At 70.0% G+C, this 18,094-nt stretch carries 17 protein-coding genes, 3 tRNA genes and 1 pseudogene; 11 read left to right on the top strand and 10 right to left on the bottom strand.

Features of this window, described 5'->3' with window-relative positions:
- Positions 1-228: pseudogene (locus ACGFMP_RS07275) on the top strand (hypothetical protein); the annotation flags it as partial.
- Positions 229-564: 336 nt separating this feature from the next.
- On the opposite strand, the gene ACGFMP_RS07270 reads toward ACGFMP_RS07275, so the two are convergent.
- From ACGFMP_RS07270 to ACGFMP_RS07260, 3 genes are all read right to left on the bottom strand, one after another.
- Positions 565-638: transfer RNA gene (locus ACGFMP_RS07270), tRNA-Ile, on the bottom strand.
- A 157-nt stretch (positions 639-795) separates the two neighbouring features.
- A tRNA-Asn gene (locus tag ACGFMP_RS07265) sits at positions 796-868 on the bottom strand.
- A 5-nt stretch (positions 869-873) separates the two neighbouring features.
- A tRNA-Asn gene (locus tag ACGFMP_RS07260) sits at positions 874-946 on the bottom strand.
- 194 nt (positions 947-1,140) lie between these two features.
- Here ACGFMP_RS07260 and ACGFMP_RS07255 point away from each other — a divergent pair.
- From ACGFMP_RS07255 to ACGFMP_RS07240, 4 genes are all read left to right on the top strand, one after another.
- Positions 1,141-1,437, top strand: a complete 297-nt coding sequence (locus ACGFMP_RS07255) for a YtxH domain-containing protein (RefSeq protein ID WP_393670860.1) — start codon at positions 1,141-1,143, stop codon at positions 1,435-1,437.
- Positions 1,438-1,495: 58 nt separating this feature from the next.
- A complete protein-coding gene (locus ACGFMP_RS07250; RefSeq protein WP_393670859.1) occupies positions 1,496-3,034 on the top strand; it encodes an FGGY family carbohydrate kinase in 1,539 nt (512 codons plus the stop codon).
- Between the two features lie 216 nt (positions 3,035-3,250).
- A complete protein-coding gene (locus ACGFMP_RS07245; protein ID WP_393670858.1) occupies positions 3,251-4,987 on the top strand; it encodes an ABC transporter ATP-binding protein in 1,737 nt (578 codons plus the stop codon).
- Positions 4,988-5,130: 143 nt separating this feature from the next.
- Complete coding sequence (locus ACGFMP_RS07240) at positions 5,131-7,047, top strand: ABC transporter ATP-binding protein (RefSeq protein WP_393671362.1); 1,917 nt, start codon at positions 5,131-5,133, stop codon at positions 7,045-7,047.
- A 15-nt stretch (positions 7,048-7,062) separates the two neighbouring features.
- Here the strand turns inward: ACGFMP_RS07240 and ACGFMP_RS07235 are convergent, their stop codons facing one another.
- From ACGFMP_RS07235 to ACGFMP_RS07210, 6 genes are read right to left on the bottom strand one after another with little or no spacing between them, the layout of a single operon-like run.
- Positions 7,063-8,295 (bottom strand): hypothetical protein, encoded by a 1,233-nt coding sequence (locus tag ACGFMP_RS07235; protein WP_393670856.1) that lies wholly within the window; start codon positions 8,293-8,295, stop codon positions 7,063-7,065.
- Between the two features lie 33 nt (positions 8,296-8,328).
- Positions 8,329-9,102, bottom strand: a complete 774-nt coding sequence (locus ACGFMP_RS07230; protein WP_393670855.1) for an inositol monophosphatase family protein — start codon at positions 9,100-9,102, stop codon at positions 8,329-8,331.
- Positions 9,099-9,725, bottom strand: a complete 627-nt coding sequence (locus tag ACGFMP_RS07225; RefSeq protein WP_393670854.1) for a 2'-5' RNA ligase family protein — start codon at positions 9,723-9,725, stop codon at positions 9,099-9,101. Before ACGFMP_RS07225 ends, ACGFMP_RS07230 begins: the two co-directional genes overlap by 4 nt.
- 19 nt (positions 9,726-9,744) lie before the next feature.
- Positions 9,745-11,010 (bottom strand): DUF4145 domain-containing protein, encoded by a 1,266-nt coding sequence (locus tag ACGFMP_RS07220; RefSeq protein WP_393670853.1) that lies wholly within the window; start codon positions 11,008-11,010, stop codon positions 9,745-9,747.
- Between the two features lie 48 nt (positions 11,011-11,058).
- Positions 11,059-12,075, bottom strand: coding sequence for a hypothetical protein (locus tag ACGFMP_RS07215; protein ID WP_393670852.1), 1,017 nt, complete (start codon positions 12,073-12,075; stop codon positions 11,059-11,061).
- A complete protein-coding gene (locus tag ACGFMP_RS07210; RefSeq protein WP_393670851.1) occupies positions 12,072-12,737 on the bottom strand; it encodes a hypothetical protein in 666 nt (221 codons plus the stop codon). Before ACGFMP_RS07210 ends, ACGFMP_RS07215 begins: the two co-directional genes overlap by 4 nt.
- Positions 12,738-12,988: 251 nt before the next feature.
- On the opposite strand from ACGFMP_RS07210, the gene ACGFMP_RS07205 reads away from it, so the two are divergent.
- Positions 12,989-13,936, top strand: a complete 948-nt coding sequence (locus tag ACGFMP_RS07205) for a DUF3048 domain-containing protein (RefSeq protein WP_393670850.1) — start codon at positions 12,989-12,991, stop codon at positions 13,934-13,936.
- 6 nt (positions 13,937-13,942) lie between these two features.
- Here the strand turns inward: ACGFMP_RS07205 and ACGFMP_RS07200 are convergent, their stop codons facing one another.
- Complete coding sequence (locus tag ACGFMP_RS07200; RefSeq protein ID WP_393670849.1) at positions 13,943-14,365, bottom strand: ATP-binding protein; 423 nt, start codon at positions 14,363-14,365, stop codon at positions 13,943-13,945.
- A gap of 128 nt (positions 14,366-14,493) precedes the next feature.
- On the opposite strand from ACGFMP_RS07200, the gene ACGFMP_RS07195 reads away from it, so the two are divergent.
- The 5 genes from ACGFMP_RS07195 to ACGFMP_RS07175 all read left to right on the top strand — a co-directional run bounded on the left by ACGFMP_RS07195 (position 14,494) and on the right by ACGFMP_RS07175 (position 18,094).
- On the top strand, positions 14,494-15,327 hold the full coding sequence (locus ACGFMP_RS07195; protein WP_393670848.1) for a Scr1 family TA system antitoxin-like transcriptional regulator: 834 nt from the start codon (positions 14,494-14,496) through the stop codon (positions 15,325-15,327).
- Positions 15,324-15,542: a DUF397 domain-containing protein gene (locus ACGFMP_RS07190; protein ID WP_393670847.1), complete on the top strand. Its 219-nt coding sequence runs from the start codon at positions 15,324-15,326 to the stop codon at positions 15,540-15,542. Before ACGFMP_RS07195 ends, ACGFMP_RS07190 begins: the two co-directional genes overlap by 4 nt.
- A gap of 55 nt (positions 15,543-15,597) precedes the next feature.
- A complete protein-coding gene (locus tag ACGFMP_RS07185; RefSeq protein WP_393670846.1) occupies positions 15,598-16,050 on the top strand; it encodes a MarR family winged helix-turn-helix transcriptional regulator in 453 nt (150 codons plus the stop codon).
- Between the two features lie 77 nt (positions 16,051-16,127).
- Entirely contained in the window at positions 16,128-16,688 is a 561-nt protein-coding gene (locus ACGFMP_RS07180) for an isochorismatase family cysteine hydrolase (protein ID WP_393670845.1), read from the top strand.
- Positions 16,685-18,094 carry an MFS transporter gene (locus tag ACGFMP_RS07175; protein WP_393670844.1) on the top strand — a complete coding sequence of 470 codons (1,410 nt, stop codon included), beginning with the start codon at positions 16,685-16,687 and terminating at the stop codon, positions 18,092-18,094. The genes ACGFMP_RS07180 and ACGFMP_RS07175 overlap by 4 nt, the downstream gene beginning before the upstream one ends.

Below are 18,094 nucleotides of genomic sequence, written 5' to 3'. Positions count from 1 at the left end.
AAAGCCACGGCACCCTTCGGAACACGCACACTCATCGGACCCGACTGGAACATCTTCGACACCATCGTCGGCACCGGCGACGTGAGCGGGGACGGCAAAGCCGACATCGTCACCCGCGACAGCGGAGGCGGCCTCTGGCTCTACCCCGGCACAGGCAAAGCCGCGGCACCCTTCGGAACACGCACACTCATCGGACCCGACTGGGACATCTACAACCTGCTCTTCTGAGCGGGAGCGGGGCGACCACTCGACGGGACTTCGACTCCCTGCCCCACGCCCCCCTCTCACGGGCCGGCCGTGTCCCCGCCTCGCGGCGGACACGGCCGGCCCTGCGTGCTGTCAGCTGTCTGCTGCCTGCGCATGCCGTTGCCCTGGCAGACGAGAACGGCTCCGCGGCCAAAGGGTGGAGCGGAGCCGGAGACGGCGGGAACGGCGAGCCCCTCAGGGCCTCGGCGGAACGGCCGGGCTCACCGGCTCCCGCGAAGGGAAGGATCTTCCCTTCGCCAAGGCGACCGGCGCGGAGCTGACGCGGGTCGACCGCGGCATGCCGGTGGACCCGCTCGGTGGGGCGGGTGGGACTCGAACCCACGACCGGCGGATTATGAGTCCGCTGCTCTAACCGGCTGAGCTACCGCCCCGTACGGCGTGGCGTGCGCGCCGTCTGCCGCAGCATAGCTGCTCATACGATCTGTCGCCCTCGTGGGTCACAGACGCGTCATCAGGTGGACTTGCGGGGGCGGGCGGATGGTTCCCGCGGGCATGAAAAAGGACCCCTGAGGGGGTCCTGATCCGGCGCTCCCCCGACTGGACTCGAACCAGTAACCTGCCGGTTAACAGCCGGCTGCTCTGCCAATTGAGCTACAGGGGACCGAGCTCCCCCGACTGGACTCGAACCAGTAACCTGCCGGTTAACAGCCGGCTGCTCTGCCAATTGAGCTACAGGGGATCGCTCTGCGTGCACCGAATGCACCCGCCGGGATGGTCCCGGAAGGCGCGCTCTCGCTGCGACACATACATTAGCGCAAGTGAGGGGGTGCTCCGCCAACCATTCCTCCCGGGGTTGTCGTCCGGGTGCGGAGGGTAGGCGCCGAGCAGGCGCGACGTCCCCCGCGACGAGTCCGACGAGGAAATGGTGGAGCCATGCGCTACAAGCTGACGTTCATCGTGGGAGCCGCCTTCGGCTTCGTGGTCGGCGCACGGGCGGGCCGTGAGCGGTACGACCAGCTGGTCGCCGCGGCGCAGCGCTTCGCGCAGAATCCGGCGGTGCGCAATGCCGCGGAGAGCGCCGCCCAGCAGAGCAGGACCGCGGCGGTGAAGGCCGCGGACACCATGTCGGCGAAGGTCGGACCGCGGCTGCCCGACGCCCTGGCGGACAAGGTGCGGTCGATGCGCAACGGCAGCGGTCCCGACGACGACTGGGGCACTTCGAACACCTGACGCAGCCGACGCCGAACCGTGAGGCGCGAGGGGTCCCGGGTACGGCATCATCGCCCCCATGGGCAAAGTGGCCGGTATAGACAACTCCACCGCGGGTACCACCGTCGTCGTATGCGATTCCGACACCGGTGAGGTCCTGCGGCAGGGGTACGCACCCCACCAGGTGCCGGACGGTGAGAAGCCGACCGAGATCGACCCGCAGGCGTGGCTGCTGTCGCTGGGCGAGGCAGCCAAGGACGGGGTGCTCGAAGGTGTGCAGGCGATCGGGATCTCCGGGCAGCAGCACGGGCTGCTCGCCCTGGACGCCGGCGGCGTGACCGTACGCCCCGCGCTGCTGCGCGGGGACAACCGGGCGCAGGCGCAGGCCGCCGACCTCGCGCACGAGCTGGGCGGGGCCGCGGGCTGGGCGGAGGCGGTGGGCGCGCAGCCGCAGGCGGCGTACCCGGTGGCGAAGCTCCGCTGGCTGGCGCAGCACGAACCCGCCGCCGCCAAGCGCATCGCGGAGGTGATGCTGCCGCACGACTGGCTGGTGTGGCAGCTGCTGGGCCAGCCGACCCGCCGCACCACCGACCGCGGCGACGCGTCCGGCACCGGCTACTGGTCGGCGGCCACCGGCGAATACCGCAAGGACCTGGTCGAGCTGGCCCTGGGCCACCAGGTGGCCCTGCCCGACGTGCTGGCGCCCGCGGAGCCCGCCGGCCAGACCCCCGAGGGCCTGCTGATCTCGGCCGGCACCGGCGACAACATGGCCGCGGCCCTGGGCCTGGGCCTCGGTCCCGGCGACGCAGTGGTCTCGCTCGGCGCGGCAGGCACCGTCTTCGCGGTGCACCACGAGGCCCTCACCGACCCGACGGGGACGGTCACCGCCTTCGCCGACGCCACCGGCCGCCACCTCCCGGTGGTCCAGGTGCGCAACGCGGTACGCACGCTGCGCGGCACCGCGGAGCTCCTGGGCACCGACCTGCCGGGGCTCTCGGACCTGGCCCTCCAGTCGACGCCCGGGGCGTACGGCCTCGTGCTGCTGCCGTACCTGGAGGGCGAGCGGACCCCCGACCTGCCGCACACCGCGGGCACCCTGGCCGGGCTGCGGCGGGACTCGATGAAGCGGGAGCACCTGGCGCGGGCCGCGTTCGAGGGCATGCTGTGCGGCCTCGCCGACGCGCTGGACGTGCTGCGCAACAAGGGCGTCGAGGTGCGCCGGGTCTTCCTGCTGGGCGCGGCCGCCGAACTGCCCGCGGTGCAGGCGCTGGCCCCGGCCCTCTTCGGCACCCTGGTCGTGGTGCCGCCCGCCGCCGAGTACGCGGCCATCGGCGCGGCCCGGCAGGCGGCCTGGTCGCTGGGCGCGGTGCTGGGCTCGCAGTCGCAGAGCGAGCCGCCGCACTGGCCGATGCCGGGTGCCCGGCTGCTCGACCCGGCCGACGACGAGCCGGCCGAGGGCACGGGTCCCGGCGGTTCCGGCCCCGAAGGCTCGGGCCCCGGCGGCCACGGCGGCACGGGAGGCAACGGCGGCGGCGGTACGGCGGTCGGCTCGGCGGTGCGGGCGCAGTACATCGCGGTGCGCGAGCACACCCACCCGGGAGCCTTTGCCTCGCTTTAATCGCGTGCGGGGCGGTGATGGCCGAGGGTAGTGTTGCGCGCCGGTCGGGGCCGGGCCCGGCCCGAGCGAGCGCGGCGAGGTGCCGGGCCATGCGGCTCAACCCTGAGCGGCGGCCCGGCGTCCTAGCGGTAAAAAGGACATGTTCCGGCGTCCTGCGCCAGTGGCGTCCTCGCGCTGCCCCGCCCTGCCCGAGCCGACCGACCCGAGGTAGTCAGTGTGCTGATCCGACTCCTGCGGTCCCATCTGGGACCGTACAAGCGCCCCATCGGCCTGCTGGTCGCGCTGCAGCTCGTGCAGACCATCGCGGCCCTCTTCCTGCCCACCCTGAACGCCGACATCATCGACAACGGCGTGGTGAAGGGTGATTCCGGTTACATCCTGGGCATGGGCGCCACCATGATCGGCGTGACCGTCGTGCAGGTGGTGTGCGCGATCGGCGCGGTCTACTACGGGGCCCGCACCGCGATGGCGGTCGGCCGGGACCTCAGGAAGTCCGTCTTCGACCGGGTGCAGAGCTTCTCGGCGCGCGAGGTCGGGCAGTTCGGTGCACCCTCGCTGATCACCCGCACCACCAACGACGTCCAGCAGGTGCAGATGCTGGTGCTGATGACCTTCACCATGATGGTCTCGGCGCCGATCATGTGCTTCGGCGGCATCATCATGGCCCTCGGCCAGGACGTGCCGCTGTCGTCGCTGCTGCTGGCCGTGGTGCCGGTGCTCGGCATCGCGGTGAGCCTCATCATCCGCCGGCTGCGCCCGCTTTTCCGCAATATGCAGAAGCGGGTCGACACGGTGAACCGGGTGCTGCGCGAGCAGATCACCGGTATCCGGGTGATCAGGGCCTTCGTCAAGGACGGTTACGAGCAGCAGCGCTTCGGCCGCGCGAACGACGAGGTCACCGAGGTGTCGCTGGCCACCGGGCGGCTGCTGGCGCTGATGTTCCCGACGGTCATGGCGATCGTGAACATCTCCAGCGTCGCGGTGCTGTGGTTCGGCGCCCACCGGATCGACAGCGGCGGCATGCAGATCGGCGCGCTGACGGCCTTCCTCAGCTATCTGATGCAGATCCTGATGTCGGTGATGATGGCCACCTTCATGTTCATGATGGTGCCGCGGGCCGAGGTGTGCGCCGAGCGCATCGAGGAGGTGCTGGGCACCGCGTCCAGCGTCGTACCGCCCAAGGCGCCGATCACCACACTGCGGCGGCACGGCGAGCTGGAGCTGTTCAACGTCGACTTCGCCTACCCCGGCGCCGAGGCCGCGGTCCTGCGGGGCGTCGACCTGATGGCCAGGCCCGGCGAGACGACAGCGGTGATCGGCTCCACCGGCAGCGGCAAGTCCACCCTGCTCGGCCTGATCCCGCGGCTGTACGACGCGACCGGCGGCCGGGTGCTGGTCGACGGCGAGGACGTGGCCGAGATCGACCCGGCGCTGCTGGCCAGAACGGTCGGCTTCGTCCCGCAGAAGCCGTACCTCTTCTCGGGGACCGTGGCCTCCAACCTGCGGTACGGCAAGCCGGACGCGACCGACGAGGAGCTGTGGCACGCGCTTGAGGTGGCGCAGGCCAAGGGCTTCGTCGAGGAGCTGGAGGGCGGCCTCGAAGCCCCCATCGCGCAGGGCGGCAGCAATGTGTCCGGCGGGCAGCGGCAGCGGCTGGCCATCGCGCGGGCGCTGGTGCGGCGCCCGGAGATCTACCTCTTCGACGACTCCTTCTCCGCGCTGGACTACGCCACCGACGCGGCGCTGCGGCGCGCGCTGACGGCGGAGACCGCGGAGGCGACGGTGGTGATCGTCGCCCAGCGGGTGTCCACGATCCGCGACGCGCACCGGATCGTCGTCCTCGACGAGGGCCGGGTCGTCGGCACCGGCACCCACACCGAGCTGATGGCCGGAAACCAGACCTACCGGGAGATCGTGTTGTCGCAGCTGACCGAGCAGGAGGCCGCGGCATGAGCGGCCAGGGCGGCAAGGGCGGGGCACCCGGCGGTCCCCCCGGCGGCAAAGGTGGGGCCCCCGGCGGCAAAGGCGGGGCCCCCGGCGGGCCGGGCGGACCGGGCGGCAAGCCGATGGCCGTCCCACGGCGCGGCCCGGCGCCCATGGCCGGGCCCGCCCGCTTCATGAGCGGCGGCCCGATCGAGCGCTCGATGGACTTCAAGGGCTCGCTCAAGCGCCTCCTCGGCCTGATGCGCCCCGACCGCGTGCTGCTCTACGTCGTCCTCGCCATGGGCACGGTGAGCGTCGCGCTCGCCGTCACCGGGCCGCGCATCCTGGGCCACGCCACCGACCTGATCTTCGCCGGCGTGATTGGCAGGCAACTGGCAGGCACCACCAAGGACCAGGCACTCGACTCCCTGCGCGCGCACGGCAAGGGCGGGGTCGCCGACATGCTCTCGGGCATCGACTTCACCCCCGGCAAGGGCATGGACTTCCACGCCATCGGCGGTGTGCTGCTGCTGGCGCTCGGGGTCTACGTGGTGGCCGCGCTCTTCAGCGTGGTCCAGGCGCGGACCGCGACCACCGTCATCAACCGGACGGTCTACCGGCTGCGCCGCGACGTCGAGGAGAAGCTGTCCCGGCTGCCGCTGTCGTACTTCGACCAGCAGCCGCGCGGCGAGGTGCTCAGCCGCGCCACCAACGACATCGACAACATCGGCCAGACCATGCAGCAGACCATGGGCCAGCTGATCAACTCGCTGCTGACCATCGTCGGCGTGCTGGCGATGATGTTCTGGATCTCCTGGCTGCTGGCCCTGGTCGCACTGGTCACCGTGCCGGTGACGCTGCTGGTGGCCACCCGGGTCGGCAAGCGGGCGCAGCCGCAGTTCGTGCAGCAGTGGAAGACCACGGGCCAGCTGAACGCGCACATCGAGGAGATGTACACCGGCCACTCCCTGGTCAAGGTCTTCGGCCGGGCCGAGGAGTCCGCGGAGACCTTCCGGCAGGAGAACGAAGCGCTCTACGACACCGGCTTCAAGGCGCAGTTCATCTCCGGCACGATCCAGCCGATGATGATGTTCATCGGCAACCTGAACTACGTGCTGGTCGCGGTCGTCGGCGGTCTGCGGGTCGCCTCCGGCGCGCTGTCCATCGGCGACGTCCAGGCCTTCGTGCAGTATTCGCGGCAGTTCAGCCAGCCGCTGACGCAGGTAGCGAGCATGGCCAACCTCATCCAGTCCGGTGTCGCCTCGGCCGAGCGGGTCTTCGAACTGCTCGACGCCGAGGAGCAGTCGAAGGACCCGAAGACCCTGGGCGGCCCCGCCGCACTGACCGGCCGGGTCGCCCTGGAGGACGTGTCCTTCCGCTACGACCCGGACAAGCCGCTGATCGACGGCCTGTCGCTTGCGGTGGAGCCCGGCCACACGGTCGCCATCGTCGGCCCCACGGGCGCGGGGAAGACCACCCTGGTCAACCTGCTGATGCGCTTCTACGAGGTGTCCGGCGGCAGGATCACGCTGGACGGCACCGACGTCTCCACGATGTCCAGGGAGGAGGTGCGCTCCTCGATCGGCATGGTGCTCCAGGACACCTGGCTCTTCGGCGGCACCATCGCCGAGAACATCGGCTACGGCCGGGAGGACGCCACCGCCGCCGACATCGAGGCGGCGGCCAGGGCCGCCCACGCCGACCGCTTCATCCGCACTCTCCCCGACGGCTACGACACCGTCATCGACGACGAGGGCAGCGGCGTCAGCGCCGGCGAGAAGCAGCTCATCACCATCGCCCGCGCCTTCCTGTCCGACCCGGTGATCCTGGTCCTGGACGAGGCGACCAGCTCGGTCGACACCCGCACCGAGGTCCTGATCCAGCGGGCGATGGCCAAGCTCAGCCACGGCAGGACGAGCTTCGTGATCGCCCACCGCCTGTCCACGATCCGCGACGCCGACGTGATCCTGGTGATGGAGTCCGGCGCGATAGTGGAACAGGGCACCCACGACGAGCTCCTGGCCTCGCAGGGGGCCTACGCCCGCCTGTACGCGGCCCAGTTCGCCCAGGCGGTGGCGGAGGTCGACTGACGCCACGCCAGGCCGTCACCGTGGACGCCTGCGCCACAGGGTCCGCAGCATCTGCCTGGCAGGCGGCACGACCGCCACGATCAGCGCGGATCCGGCCGCCGCCGCCAGCACTGCCAGCAGCAGGAGGCGGGGGCTCGGATCCCCCCACAGCCCCGCGGCGGCGAAGGCGGCGCCGACCGGCAGCCCGAGGACGGTCAGCAGCCCCAGCGCCGCGTTCACGCTGCGGTTCGTCACGGCCTCCACGAGACGCCCCGCGTCTGCCAGTTCGCTGACGATGCCGTCCAGCAGTGCAGGCAGCGCGTGTTGCGCCTGGAACTGCCGCAGCACCTCGTTGCCCTTGCCTCGCACGGTGATGTGGCCGGACCACAGCTGCCGCCTGACGTGCATGAGGCGGTGTTCGAGCTCGGCCAGACGCTCCGCGTCGAGCCGGGCGGCGTCCACGCCTGCCACCCGGTTCGCAACGTCGTTGAGCGCGTGGAGCTGCATGCAGCCGACGACCAGCGCGTCCAGGTAGATGCTGTGCACGTGTGCTCTGGCCAGCGCGTGGAAGCAGTCGCCGCCCGGGTCGGGAGACGTGCCGACGAAGGCTGTGCCGTCCCGCAGGACGAGGGCCTTCCAGTCCGCAGAGAAGTACACCGTGCCGGAGCGTATGGCGGGATCCTCGGGATCGGGCGCGAAGCGCGCCTCCGTGGTGGCCGAGGCCAGCAGCCAGAGCCACTGCTCCACGGGTGTCCACCCGGCGTAGGCAGCGGACATTGCATGGACGGGACCGCCGCTGAAGGTCACGTGCGCCACCGTCCGTGCCCGTACCGATCGTGGCAGCAGGCTCGCGCCGACCGGCAGCAGACCGGTGAGAAGGGCCCGCTCCCCGCCGGGTGCGGTCGGGGCGGCCAGCCGGGACAACGCCTCCAACCCGGCGACCGGATCGTCCCGCAGGTCGGCGTGCAGGATGGCCAGGCCCAGGTCACCTCCCGCCAGGGGCATCCGCAGGACCTCCACACTCCCGATGTCCGCCCCGGCCAGCCGCCGCGGCGGGTCGTACATGCGGTGCCAGCGGACGGGTATCGATGCCGAGCCGTAGAGCACATCGCACAGCCGCGTCTCGAAATAGGTCAGCCGCAGATCCCTATCGGCCGATTCCGGGCGCGCCGGGAGCCGGACCGGTACCGGTCCCGGTTGCCACGACGGATCGGTACCCAGGCCGATCTCGTAGATCACACAGCCTGATGCACGCTCCAGATGTGCCATGTGCCGTCCCCCCACCGGTGTCTGGACACGAGTTCAGTTCGTGTGGGCGTCCAGCGAATCCCACAGGTCCGCGAGCAGGCGAGCAACGGGCTCCGGGCCGGCCAGCAGCACCGGCGAGTCCCAGTCGAAGGGACGGCCGCCTCCCCCCAGGACGGCCAGGCCGCGTTGCCGGACAAGGGCGGTACCTGCCGCGACGTCCCACGGTCTCGGTCCGACGCACACGCAGGCGTCGAGCCATCCCTCAGCCACTCCGGCGAGGTCCAGGCTCATGGCACCGTGCATCCTGATGCGGTACGCCCGGTCGTGCAGCAGGCCAGTCAGTGCCGCGGCCCCGACGAAGGTCCCGGAGCCGGTGCCGGTGATGCCCACGATCGCCCGTGACAGTTCCCCCACTCCGGATGCTTGCGGCCCACCGCTACCGGACCCGGTGGTCCAACGCCGGCCGAGGGCCGGAGCGTGGATCACGCCGAGAGCCGGTTTCCCACGGTCGACGAACGCAAGGGACAGCGCGTACATGGGCCCCTGCCGGACGAAGTTCATCGTGCCGTCGATGGGATCGAGCAACCAGCACCGGGACGGGAGGGGCGCGCCGTCGGCGCTCTCCTCCCCCACGACCGGCACATCAGGCGTGCGGCTGCGAAGAACACCGGTCACCAGTCTCTCGACCTCGACATCCGCGTCGGTGACCTCCTCACCCGACGCCTTGAAGCGCTTCCTCGCCCACTCCTCCCCCGCCCGGCCGAGCCAGTCGGCACCGGCATCGACGGCTTCCTCGGCGACGGCAAGGAGTTCACGATCCGCTCTCACGTCCGCTTCAGCGCCCTTTCCACGAGGGTCTGCGCGTGAGCGCCGTGCTCACCCATCACATAGAAGCTCAGCCGATCGAAGATCCAGGCAGCAGGCACCGACGACCGCGCGGCCGCGTCGCGTACCAGCGCCTGTGCGGCCTGCTCCTCGGTACGGCCGAGGGTGATGTGTGGGGTGTAGGCCTCACCGGTGTAGCGGTAGCCGTAACGGGCGTAGCTGGTGCGCTCATTGTCGGTGAATCGGGAGACCTCCTTGGCCGTGTCGAAGGCATCCCGGTCGAGGTGCGGTGCGAGCGCGCCGACGACGACGTCCTGCAGCTTCTCCAGCAAGGGGGGCCGTTCCAGCGAGAGGAACACCCATCCGGTGGGCTGGTAGACGACGCCGGTCGAATGGAGCCGGATCTCCTCGGGGAGGCTCAGCGCCCCGCCGATCCGATCCAGCTCGACGTCCGGCTCCAGCGTGTCGAGAAACGGCCCCTGGAAGACGGTGGTGTGCGGCAGGTTGCCTTCGGGCGTCAGCGGCGGTTGCAAAGTGTGCCCACCGGCCACCTCCTGCTGCACCCGAATCGCGGACCGCAGGTGGTCCGCACGCGGAAGCAGCGCAACGCCGAGCCATCTGGTCATGGGTGCCCTCCTGTCTGTGTCACGGTTCCCCCAGCCGGTAGCTCTCAAAGAGGACATGCCGCACCAGCCGCTCCCGGCTGTGCGAGCTACTCTCCTGGGGAAAGGTCGCGTGCCGCACCAGATCCCGGACCAGATCCTCGTAACGTTCTTCGTCCGAGGCCACGTCGTGGAAGGAGCGCATAAGCTCCCGGTGCAATTCCCCTGCGCCCACCTGCAACTCGGCGAGCCAGTCGACGTTGGCGATCAGAACGTTCGCCGCCGCCGCCCGCAGTCGAGTCTGCGCGCTTCGCGGAAGCATCTCCGAATCGAGCAGTTCGAAGTAGGCGTCGTCGTCGCGTGCGTGCATCCGTAAGTTCTGCCCGCCGACGGCCAGGACATCACGGTTGAGATGGAACAGCTCCAGGCCGAGATGGTGTGGCACGTCGAGAATCCGGACCCCCATCTCGCTGAGGCCTGCCTCGTCGGTCGAGAACGCGCTCAGGATGTTGTGGAACATGTCGCTCTGCTTCGGGACGGCGATCTGGGCTCCAGCGGGATTCGCCAGGAACTCCGCGCCGGTCACCTTCCCCCATCGCCCCGCACGCGCCGCCAGCAGGTAGAAGTTGCGGCCCCCCATCGAGTAGCCGACCCTGCCCACCGTCACCACCCGGGATCTGGTCGCCTCGTCGGCCTCCAGGATCCGCAGCAACCGCTGCTCGTTGTAGACGGCAAGGTCGAGGTACCGCTGTGCGATATCGCTGACCAGGCTGTCCGACCAGGGCAGTTGCAGATGGGACACCCGGTGGTTGCGCTGTGCGAGGTAGCGCTCGAACCGGCAGCCCAGCAGGACGGCCTTCACCACGATCAGTGTCGAGTCGGCGATACGCGTCGTGCCACGGCCGACCCGCGCGCTGCCCAGCTCCTCCCGGGCCTCGTGCTCGGCGAGCGACATGGTGACCTGGCCATGCCACACCGACAACTGGGTGAGCGCCGTGAGACACGGCTGCACGTCCTCGGCGGAGATCTCCTCCTCGGACCCCGCCTGCGCGTGGGTCCCGTAATTCCCGTAGTTCTGAATGGTGCGCACGGCCAGCACGACCTTCGGCGGGACCAGGCCCTTGGCCACCAGTACGGTCAGCAGCGACTCCAGGGTGGGCCTGGAGCCGACTGCCTCATGCATGGCGATGTCCAAAAGGATCGACTCCGCTGCTCTTCTTGCCGCACCGAGAAAGACTTCCGGGTCCGTCTCCGCGTACCGCAACGCCTTTCGGTACAGGCGCAGCGACTCCCCCTCGTTGACCGTCACGTCATCCGTACCTCTTCGGCTGTTTTGGCTGTGACGTTACCAACTCCGTCAGCGGTTGATGCTCTGGATCTCCCGGACGATGACGTCCTGGTCGTGCGGGAAGGTGCCGGCGGGGAGCCCTTGGGGGTCGGGGTGGCCGGTGCCCACCCAGGTGATCTTCCAGGTGACGGTGACGGTCATCTGGAACGAAGCCCCGTCCGTGTCCTTCAGGTACACCACGCCGCAGGGCGGATTCCCCTCGTCCCCCGGGTTGTACGCGGTGCCTATGCCCGTGCAGTCACCCGACGCCGGGAAGGTCTGGGCGTACGGTGTACCCGGGTCGATGTGGATGCTCACCGGCTCCGCCGTCGTCGTCGCCGTGACGTTGTAGTCCGTGACGTAGGCGGTCACCGAGACCGGGTGGAAGACCGCGGGGTCGAGCCACACCCAGGTCGGAATCCGCACCGCCTGCGAACCGGGCGGGTTGACCGCGGCCGCGCCGGTGGGTATGAGAATCCTCCGGTAGGCCAGCTGGGCCAGGACGTCGGCTGTGACGGCGTTCTGGTGGCCCGGGGGCGGGGGGTCGCCCTTGTCGACCCAGAAGGGCGGGTCGTTGCAATCGTTTGCACCCTTCACCCCGCCGTTCTCCTTCGGCGAGTAACCCGACCACCAATATCCTTTGTCGGCGTTCTCCATGTTGAAGTCGGTGTACGGCTCGCCGTCGGCGTAGTAGGCCTTCTGTTTGGAGATCCACTCCCAGCTGGGCGACTGCTCTCCCCAGACCGTCTCCGACGAGGCCTTCAACTGGGCAGGGGTGTACGTCGGCCGGTACCAGCAGGGCGGCGGCGACCAGTTGCCGGTCGGCTTGAGCGAACCGGTCGGCGAACCGTTGGAGGAGCTGCCGTTTTTGTCCGTGTTGAACCGGACCCACGCGGTGGCGGAGATGTCGGGCTGGTCGGTGTCCTGAGTGTCGGCGTCGCCGTTGGTGGAGCTGCCGGTGAGGTCGGCGTGGGCGATGCTTGGCGTCAGTAAGGTCAGGAAGGCCGCCGAGGCCGCAACAAGGTAGGTCCGTTTTTGCCGTCTCACGGCTGACACTGTTTCGCCCCCCGCTGGGAAGTTATGTTGTTCGTCTGCCAGACGCCCTGCGCGTTCTTCACCAGGTTGGTGTTGTAGAGCACGTAGCTCTGTGCGCTGGGCGCGTTCCTGTCGACCTTCCCGCTCGAACGGTGCTTGAGGAAAGCCTGGCTCTCGTCGGAGCAGTAGATGACCGACGCGTGGCCGTTCGGCAGGATCGCAACCTTGCGGTCGAAGTATCGGATCGTCCCAGTCCGGGTGAAACCCTGCTTCGCGGCGTCGTTGATATAGGAGATCGAGTTCGTCAGGCCCTTGCCCGTGCTGTAGAAGACCAGGGCATCGGTGGTCCCGGAACCCTTCACGAACCCGTCGTCGACCGCCATGACGAAGCCCTGGTTGTCGGCGAGGATGGCGTCCTTGACCGCGTCACCCGTCGTCCCGCCCTCGAAGACATCCTTCACGTCCGCCGGAAGGGTGATCGTCGGCCGCGCGACCCCCGACGCGGACGGCGAGGCCGAGGTCGTCGTCGGGGCCGGGGCCGACGACGGGGCCTTACCGGTGCTCACGTCAGTGATCTTGTCGCCGTCGTTCTTCGAGTCCCCGCCGCAGGCGGTGAGGAGGAGGACGGCGGAGACGGTCACACACGTGGCGGCGAGCGCGATTGGTGCGCGCATGGTCAACAGACTCCCGTTTCGTTCGGCGGAAACCGTCGAACCGGACTCATCGGCGCAGTCACCATGCGCCCCGCCCGCGGCCCCCTGGCATGTGACGCCCGACACTACCCAAGCGGCGGGCTCCGTACGAGAGGACGCCTGTCCCGGCCCAGCCGTTCCCACGTTTTTACGGCTTCCCGCCCGGCACGACAGGACTTCCGGGGCGTGCGGGCGCACTATGGGATGAGGTCGGCCGGACACCGGGAGCGGCGATGAGCAGACGGCGAGCGCTGGGTGCGGGTGCCGTGGGGGCGGCGGTGGTCGCCTTGGCGCTGGTCGCCGGGTGTACGGGTGCCGACGGCGGAGGGGGTGGCGGCGGTGGCGGCGCCACCAGTACGAGCAGCGGCACCGCGTCGCGGTCGTTCCTGACCGGGCAGCCCGGCTCCGCAGGCCACGTCCTGGCTGTGAAGATCGACAATGTGCCCGCCGCCCGGCCGCAGACCGGGCTCAACGACGCGGACATCGTCTACGCCATGGAGGTCGAGGGCGGCCTGTCCCGGCTGATGGCGGTCTACGACAGCAAGCACCTGCCGCCGGTCGTCGGCCCGGTCCGCAGCGCCCGGCAGACGGACCTCCAGTTGCTGGCCCAGTACGACAAGCCGGCGCTGGCCTTCTCCGGTGCCCAGAGCGCGCTGCTGCCGGTGCTCAAGAAGAGCGACGACGTCACCGCGGTGACCGGCACGAAGGACTTCTTCCGCACCCACGACCACCCGGCTCCGCACAACGAATTCCTGCACCCGCAGAAGCCCGCCGACAAGGGCGGCACCGCCAAGGACATCGGCCTGCGGTTCGCCGCCGCCACTCCGCCGGGCGGCACCGCGGCCACGAACGCCACGGCGAAGATGCCCGCGGCCCGCTTCTCCTTCACCTGGAACGGCTCCCGGTACAAGGTCGCCATGGACGGCAAGACGTCGCCCTGGACAGCCGACAATGTCATCATCCAGCACGTCACCGTCAAGGAGTCCGACTTCCACAGCCGTACCGGCTTCGTCCCCTTCTCGCAGACCGTCGGCCACGGTTCGGCCCAGATTCTCCGCAACGGCCGTTCCTACGCAGCCGCTTGGGACCGCCCGGCGGAGGCGGACGGCACGGCGTACACCGTGGACGGGCATACGCTGCCGCTGCATCCGGGCCGCACCTGGATCGTGCTGGAGCCCTGACCTCCGTCAGGACGGTGCCGCGCACACCGCCCACACCAGCTTTCCGACACCGGCCCGGCTGCTGACGCCCCACTGGTGGCCGGTGATCGCGTCGACCAGCAGCAGCCCGCGGCCGCCCTCGTCACTGTCGGCAGCCCTGCGCAGTACGGGCCGGTGGTCGCCGGCGTCGTGGACCTCGATGCGGACACGGCCGTCGGAGAGCCGGAAGAAGCGGGTCTCGATCTCGCGGCCGCGCGGACTGCCCGCGTGCGTCACGGCGTTGGTGACCAGCTCCGAGAGGACGAGGACGGCCGTGTCCTCCAGCTCGGGCAGCTTCCACGCCGCCAGTGTGTCCAGCAGTTCCCGCCTGGCGCGCGGCACCGACCGCGCGGAGTTGGGCCAACGGCGTACGACCTGCTCGTCGTTCGCCGCCCCGATCTCGCTTCCCATCGATGGACCTTTCCCGTTCTTTTCCCATGCCTCCTCGGCTACTCCTAGGCTGTCGTCCAGCAACGCTGAGTGATAGAGCGTCAGACTGGACCACCGCACCCGTCCAATGCCCCCTTGGGAGGCCCGCCGTGAGTGTCGACGCCGAGACCACCACCGGGAACGCCGACCCCACCGCCTCCCCGCTCCGCTACTTCGGTTCCGAGGTCAGGCTCGAACGGGAGCGGCTGGGCATGACCCGGGCGGAGCTGGGCAAGATCGCCTGCTGCAGCTACTCGCTGGTCGCGAAGATCGAGGTGGGCGACCGTGTTCCCACGCTGGACTTCGCACGCGCCTGCGACGCCGTTTTCCCGTACGCCAACGGCCGTTTCGAGCGGTTCTGGCCACTGGCGCTGCGCTACGCCTTCCCGCCGTGGTTCCGGCCGTACGCGGAGCTTGAGTGGAAGGCGACGGTGGTGCGGATGTTCCACCCGCACTTGTTCCCGGGGTTGGTCCAGACGCCCGACTACGCGCGGGCGGTGCTGCGGAGTGGCCGCCACACCAATCTGGAAGCCCTGGTCACGGCCCGCATGGAACGCCAGCGCATCCTGACCCGGAAGGACGAACCGGTCCGACTGTGGTTGGTACTCAGGGAGGAGGTCCTGACGAACACGGTCGGCGGATCGGCAGTGATGCGACAGCAACTGGCACGTCTGCGAGAGGTGGCCGAAACCCCACAGCACCGGGTGCAGATCCTGCGCGGGAAGGCCGACCTGTACGGCGCGACCAGTCCGTGGGGCGTGCTGTCGTTCAACGAAGGTGCGGACGTCGTGCACGCCGACGGCTTCCCCCGCGGGTACGTCCTGGCGGACGCAAGTGATGTGACGGCGGCTCAAGATGCCTATGATCTGATCAAGGCAACGGCCCAGCCACCGGACGAGTCGGCCGAGCTGATCGACTCCATCGTGAAGGATCACTACTCATGACCCACTTCTCGATCCCCGCAGGCGATTGGCACAAGAGCTCCTACAGCCAGGGAAACGGCGGCGAGTGCGTCGAGTGGGCACCCTCCCACGTCGCGGCGACGGGCGAGGTCCCCGTCCGGGACAGCAAGGACCCGCACGGCCCCGCCCTGTCCTTCTCCCCGGCCGCCTGGTCCGGCTTCGTCACCGCGGTGAAGTCGGGCGACTTCTCCGCCTGAGGTCGAGATAGACAGCCAGCTGTACAGTTGACTGGGTAAGCGTTACGGTTGAAGCATGAACGGACAGCCGGCAGCGCCCGAGCCCGACACCGCCGCCCTCGCGGGTGAGCTGCGGGTCGCGCTCGCGCAGCTGCTGCGGCGGCTGCGGGAGCAGACGGACGGGGCCGACCTCACGCGGTCGCAGTCGTCCGTGCTGCTGCGGATCGAGCGGGACGGGCCCGCCACCGCGACCGCGCTGGCCCGTGCCGAAGGCGTACGGCCGCAGTCGATGGCGAAGATCGTCGGGGCGCTGGAGAGCGCCGGGCTGATCAGCGGCTCGCCCGATCCCAAGGACGGGCGCAAGACCGTGCTGAGCCTCACCGAGGCCGCTCGCGAGGAGTTCAGGACCGGGCGGCTCGCGAAGGAGGACTGGCTGACGCGGGCCATCGAGACGACCCTCACCGCCGAGGAGATCTCCGGGCTCGGCTCGACCGCCGACCTGCTGCGGCGGCTGGCGCAGTCGCCCTGACCTGAGCCGGACTGCCGAGGCCTGCCCCGGCCTGGCGGCTTCCACACGTACGCACCCGATCCACCGAAGGGTTCACCATGCCCGTCACCACCCTTGACCCGACCTCCGCCCTGATCGTCATCGACCTCCAGAAGGGCGTCGTCGGCCTCCCCCTCGCGCACCCCGCGGAGGACGTCGTCGCACGGACGGCCGACCTGCTGCGGGCGTTCCGCGAGCGCGGGCTGCCGGTCGTGCTCGTGAACGTCGCGGGGACGCCAGGCGGGCGGACCGACGGCGGGGTACGCACCCTTGCCTTTCCCGACGGCTGGACCGAGCTGATACCCGAGCTGGACCCGCAGCCCGACGACCTGCTGGTCACCAAGTACGCCCGCAGCGCCTTCACCGGGACCGGGCTCGTCGAGCGGCTGCGGGACCTCGAGGTGACCCAGGTGGTCGTCACCGGGATCGCGACCAGCGGCGGCGTCGAGTCGACCGCCCGGGACGCGCACGAGCAGGGCTTCCACGTCACGCTGCCCGTCGACGCGATGACCGACCGGGACATGGGGCAGCACGAGCACAGCACAGTGCGGCTCTTCCCGCGGATCGCGGAGACCGGTACGACCCGGGACGTCCTGGACGCCCTCGCCGCCACATCGTGACCCCCACGACCCGCACCGACACCACGGCACCGAGCGCGGAAGCCGGCGTGAAGCCCTTCGGGCCGCGCTTCGTGAGCCCGCTGCTGCTGGGTTCGACGCTCAACCCGATCAACAGCTCGATGATCGCGACCGGCCTGGTCGGGATCGGGCTCGACTTCCACAAGGGTCCCGGGACCACGGCCTCGCTGATCTCCGTGCTGTATCTGTGCAGCGCGGTGGCGCAGCCCACGATGGGCAAGCTGGCCGCCGTCTTCGGCGCCCGCCGGGTGTTCCTGTCCGGCGTGGCGATACTGCTGGTGGCCGGTGTCATCGGGGCCGCGGCCCCGGCATTCGGCTTCCTGCTGGTGTCGCGCGCGCTGATCGGCATCGGCACGTCCGCCGCGTATCCGACGGCGATGGCGCTGGTCAGGAAGCGGGCGGACGAGATGGGCACCGGGGTGCCCAGCCGGGTGCTGGGCAACTTCTCGATCGCCTCGCAGGTCACGATCGTCGTCGGGCTGCCGCTCGGCGGACTGCTCGCCGGAGCGTGGGGGTGGCGGGCGATCTTCCTGGTCAATGTGCCGCTGGCGCTGGTCACCCTGGTCTTCACGCTGATCGGGGTGGCGCCGGACCGGCCGGCCGCGAAGGGCTCGCACGGCTCGCTGTTCACGACGGTCGACGTGCCCGGCATCGCGCTGTTCGCGGGCACGATCGTCAGCCTGCTGCTCTTCCTGTCCGACCTCACCTCCCCCACGTGGTGGCTGGTGCCGGTGACCACGGTCCTCGGGGCGGCCCTGGTGAGGTGGGAGCGGCGGACACCCAGCCCGCTGATCGACGTACGGATGCTGGGCCGCAACCAGCGGCTGCTGCGTACGTACATCCGCCAGGCGCTCGTCTCGCTCGGCACTTACACGGCCCTCTACGGCACCAGCCAGTGGATGGAGGAGAGCGCGCACTACAGCGCGTCCCAGGTGGGGCTGATCCTGCTGCCGCTGTCCGGCGTCAGCGTCGTGGTCGCGCGGCTGGTGTCGGGGCGCGGCTGGGTGCGGTGGCCGCTGATCCTGACCGGGATCTCCCTGGTGCTGACCGGCGCGGTGATGCTGCTGATCACCCACACGTCGCCGGTGCTGGTCCTGCTCGGCATGTCGATGCTCTTCGGCTTCGCCAACGGCTTCAGCGGCTACGCCAACCAGGCCGCCCTCTACGTCCAGGCGCCCGGCTCCGAGATCGCGGTCGCCTCCGGCCTCTACCGCACCTTCGCCTACTTCGGCGCGATCTTCTCCTCCAGCCTGATCGCGATCGCCTTCGGCGACGAGGCGACGGACGCGGGCTTCCACGGCGTCTCGTACGTCATCGCCGGCATCGGCGTCCTGGTCCTCCTGATGACGGTCCTCGACCGCCGCATCCCGGCCCGCGCGGACCGCTAG

It is taken from the genome of Streptomyces sp. NPDC049040 (assembly GCF_043197715.1).
Taxonomy (GTDB): Bacteria; Actinomycetota; Actinomycetes; order Streptomycetales; family Streptomycetaceae; genus Actinacidiphila.
This window is presented reverse-complemented; position numbering and strand designations above follow the sequence as displayed.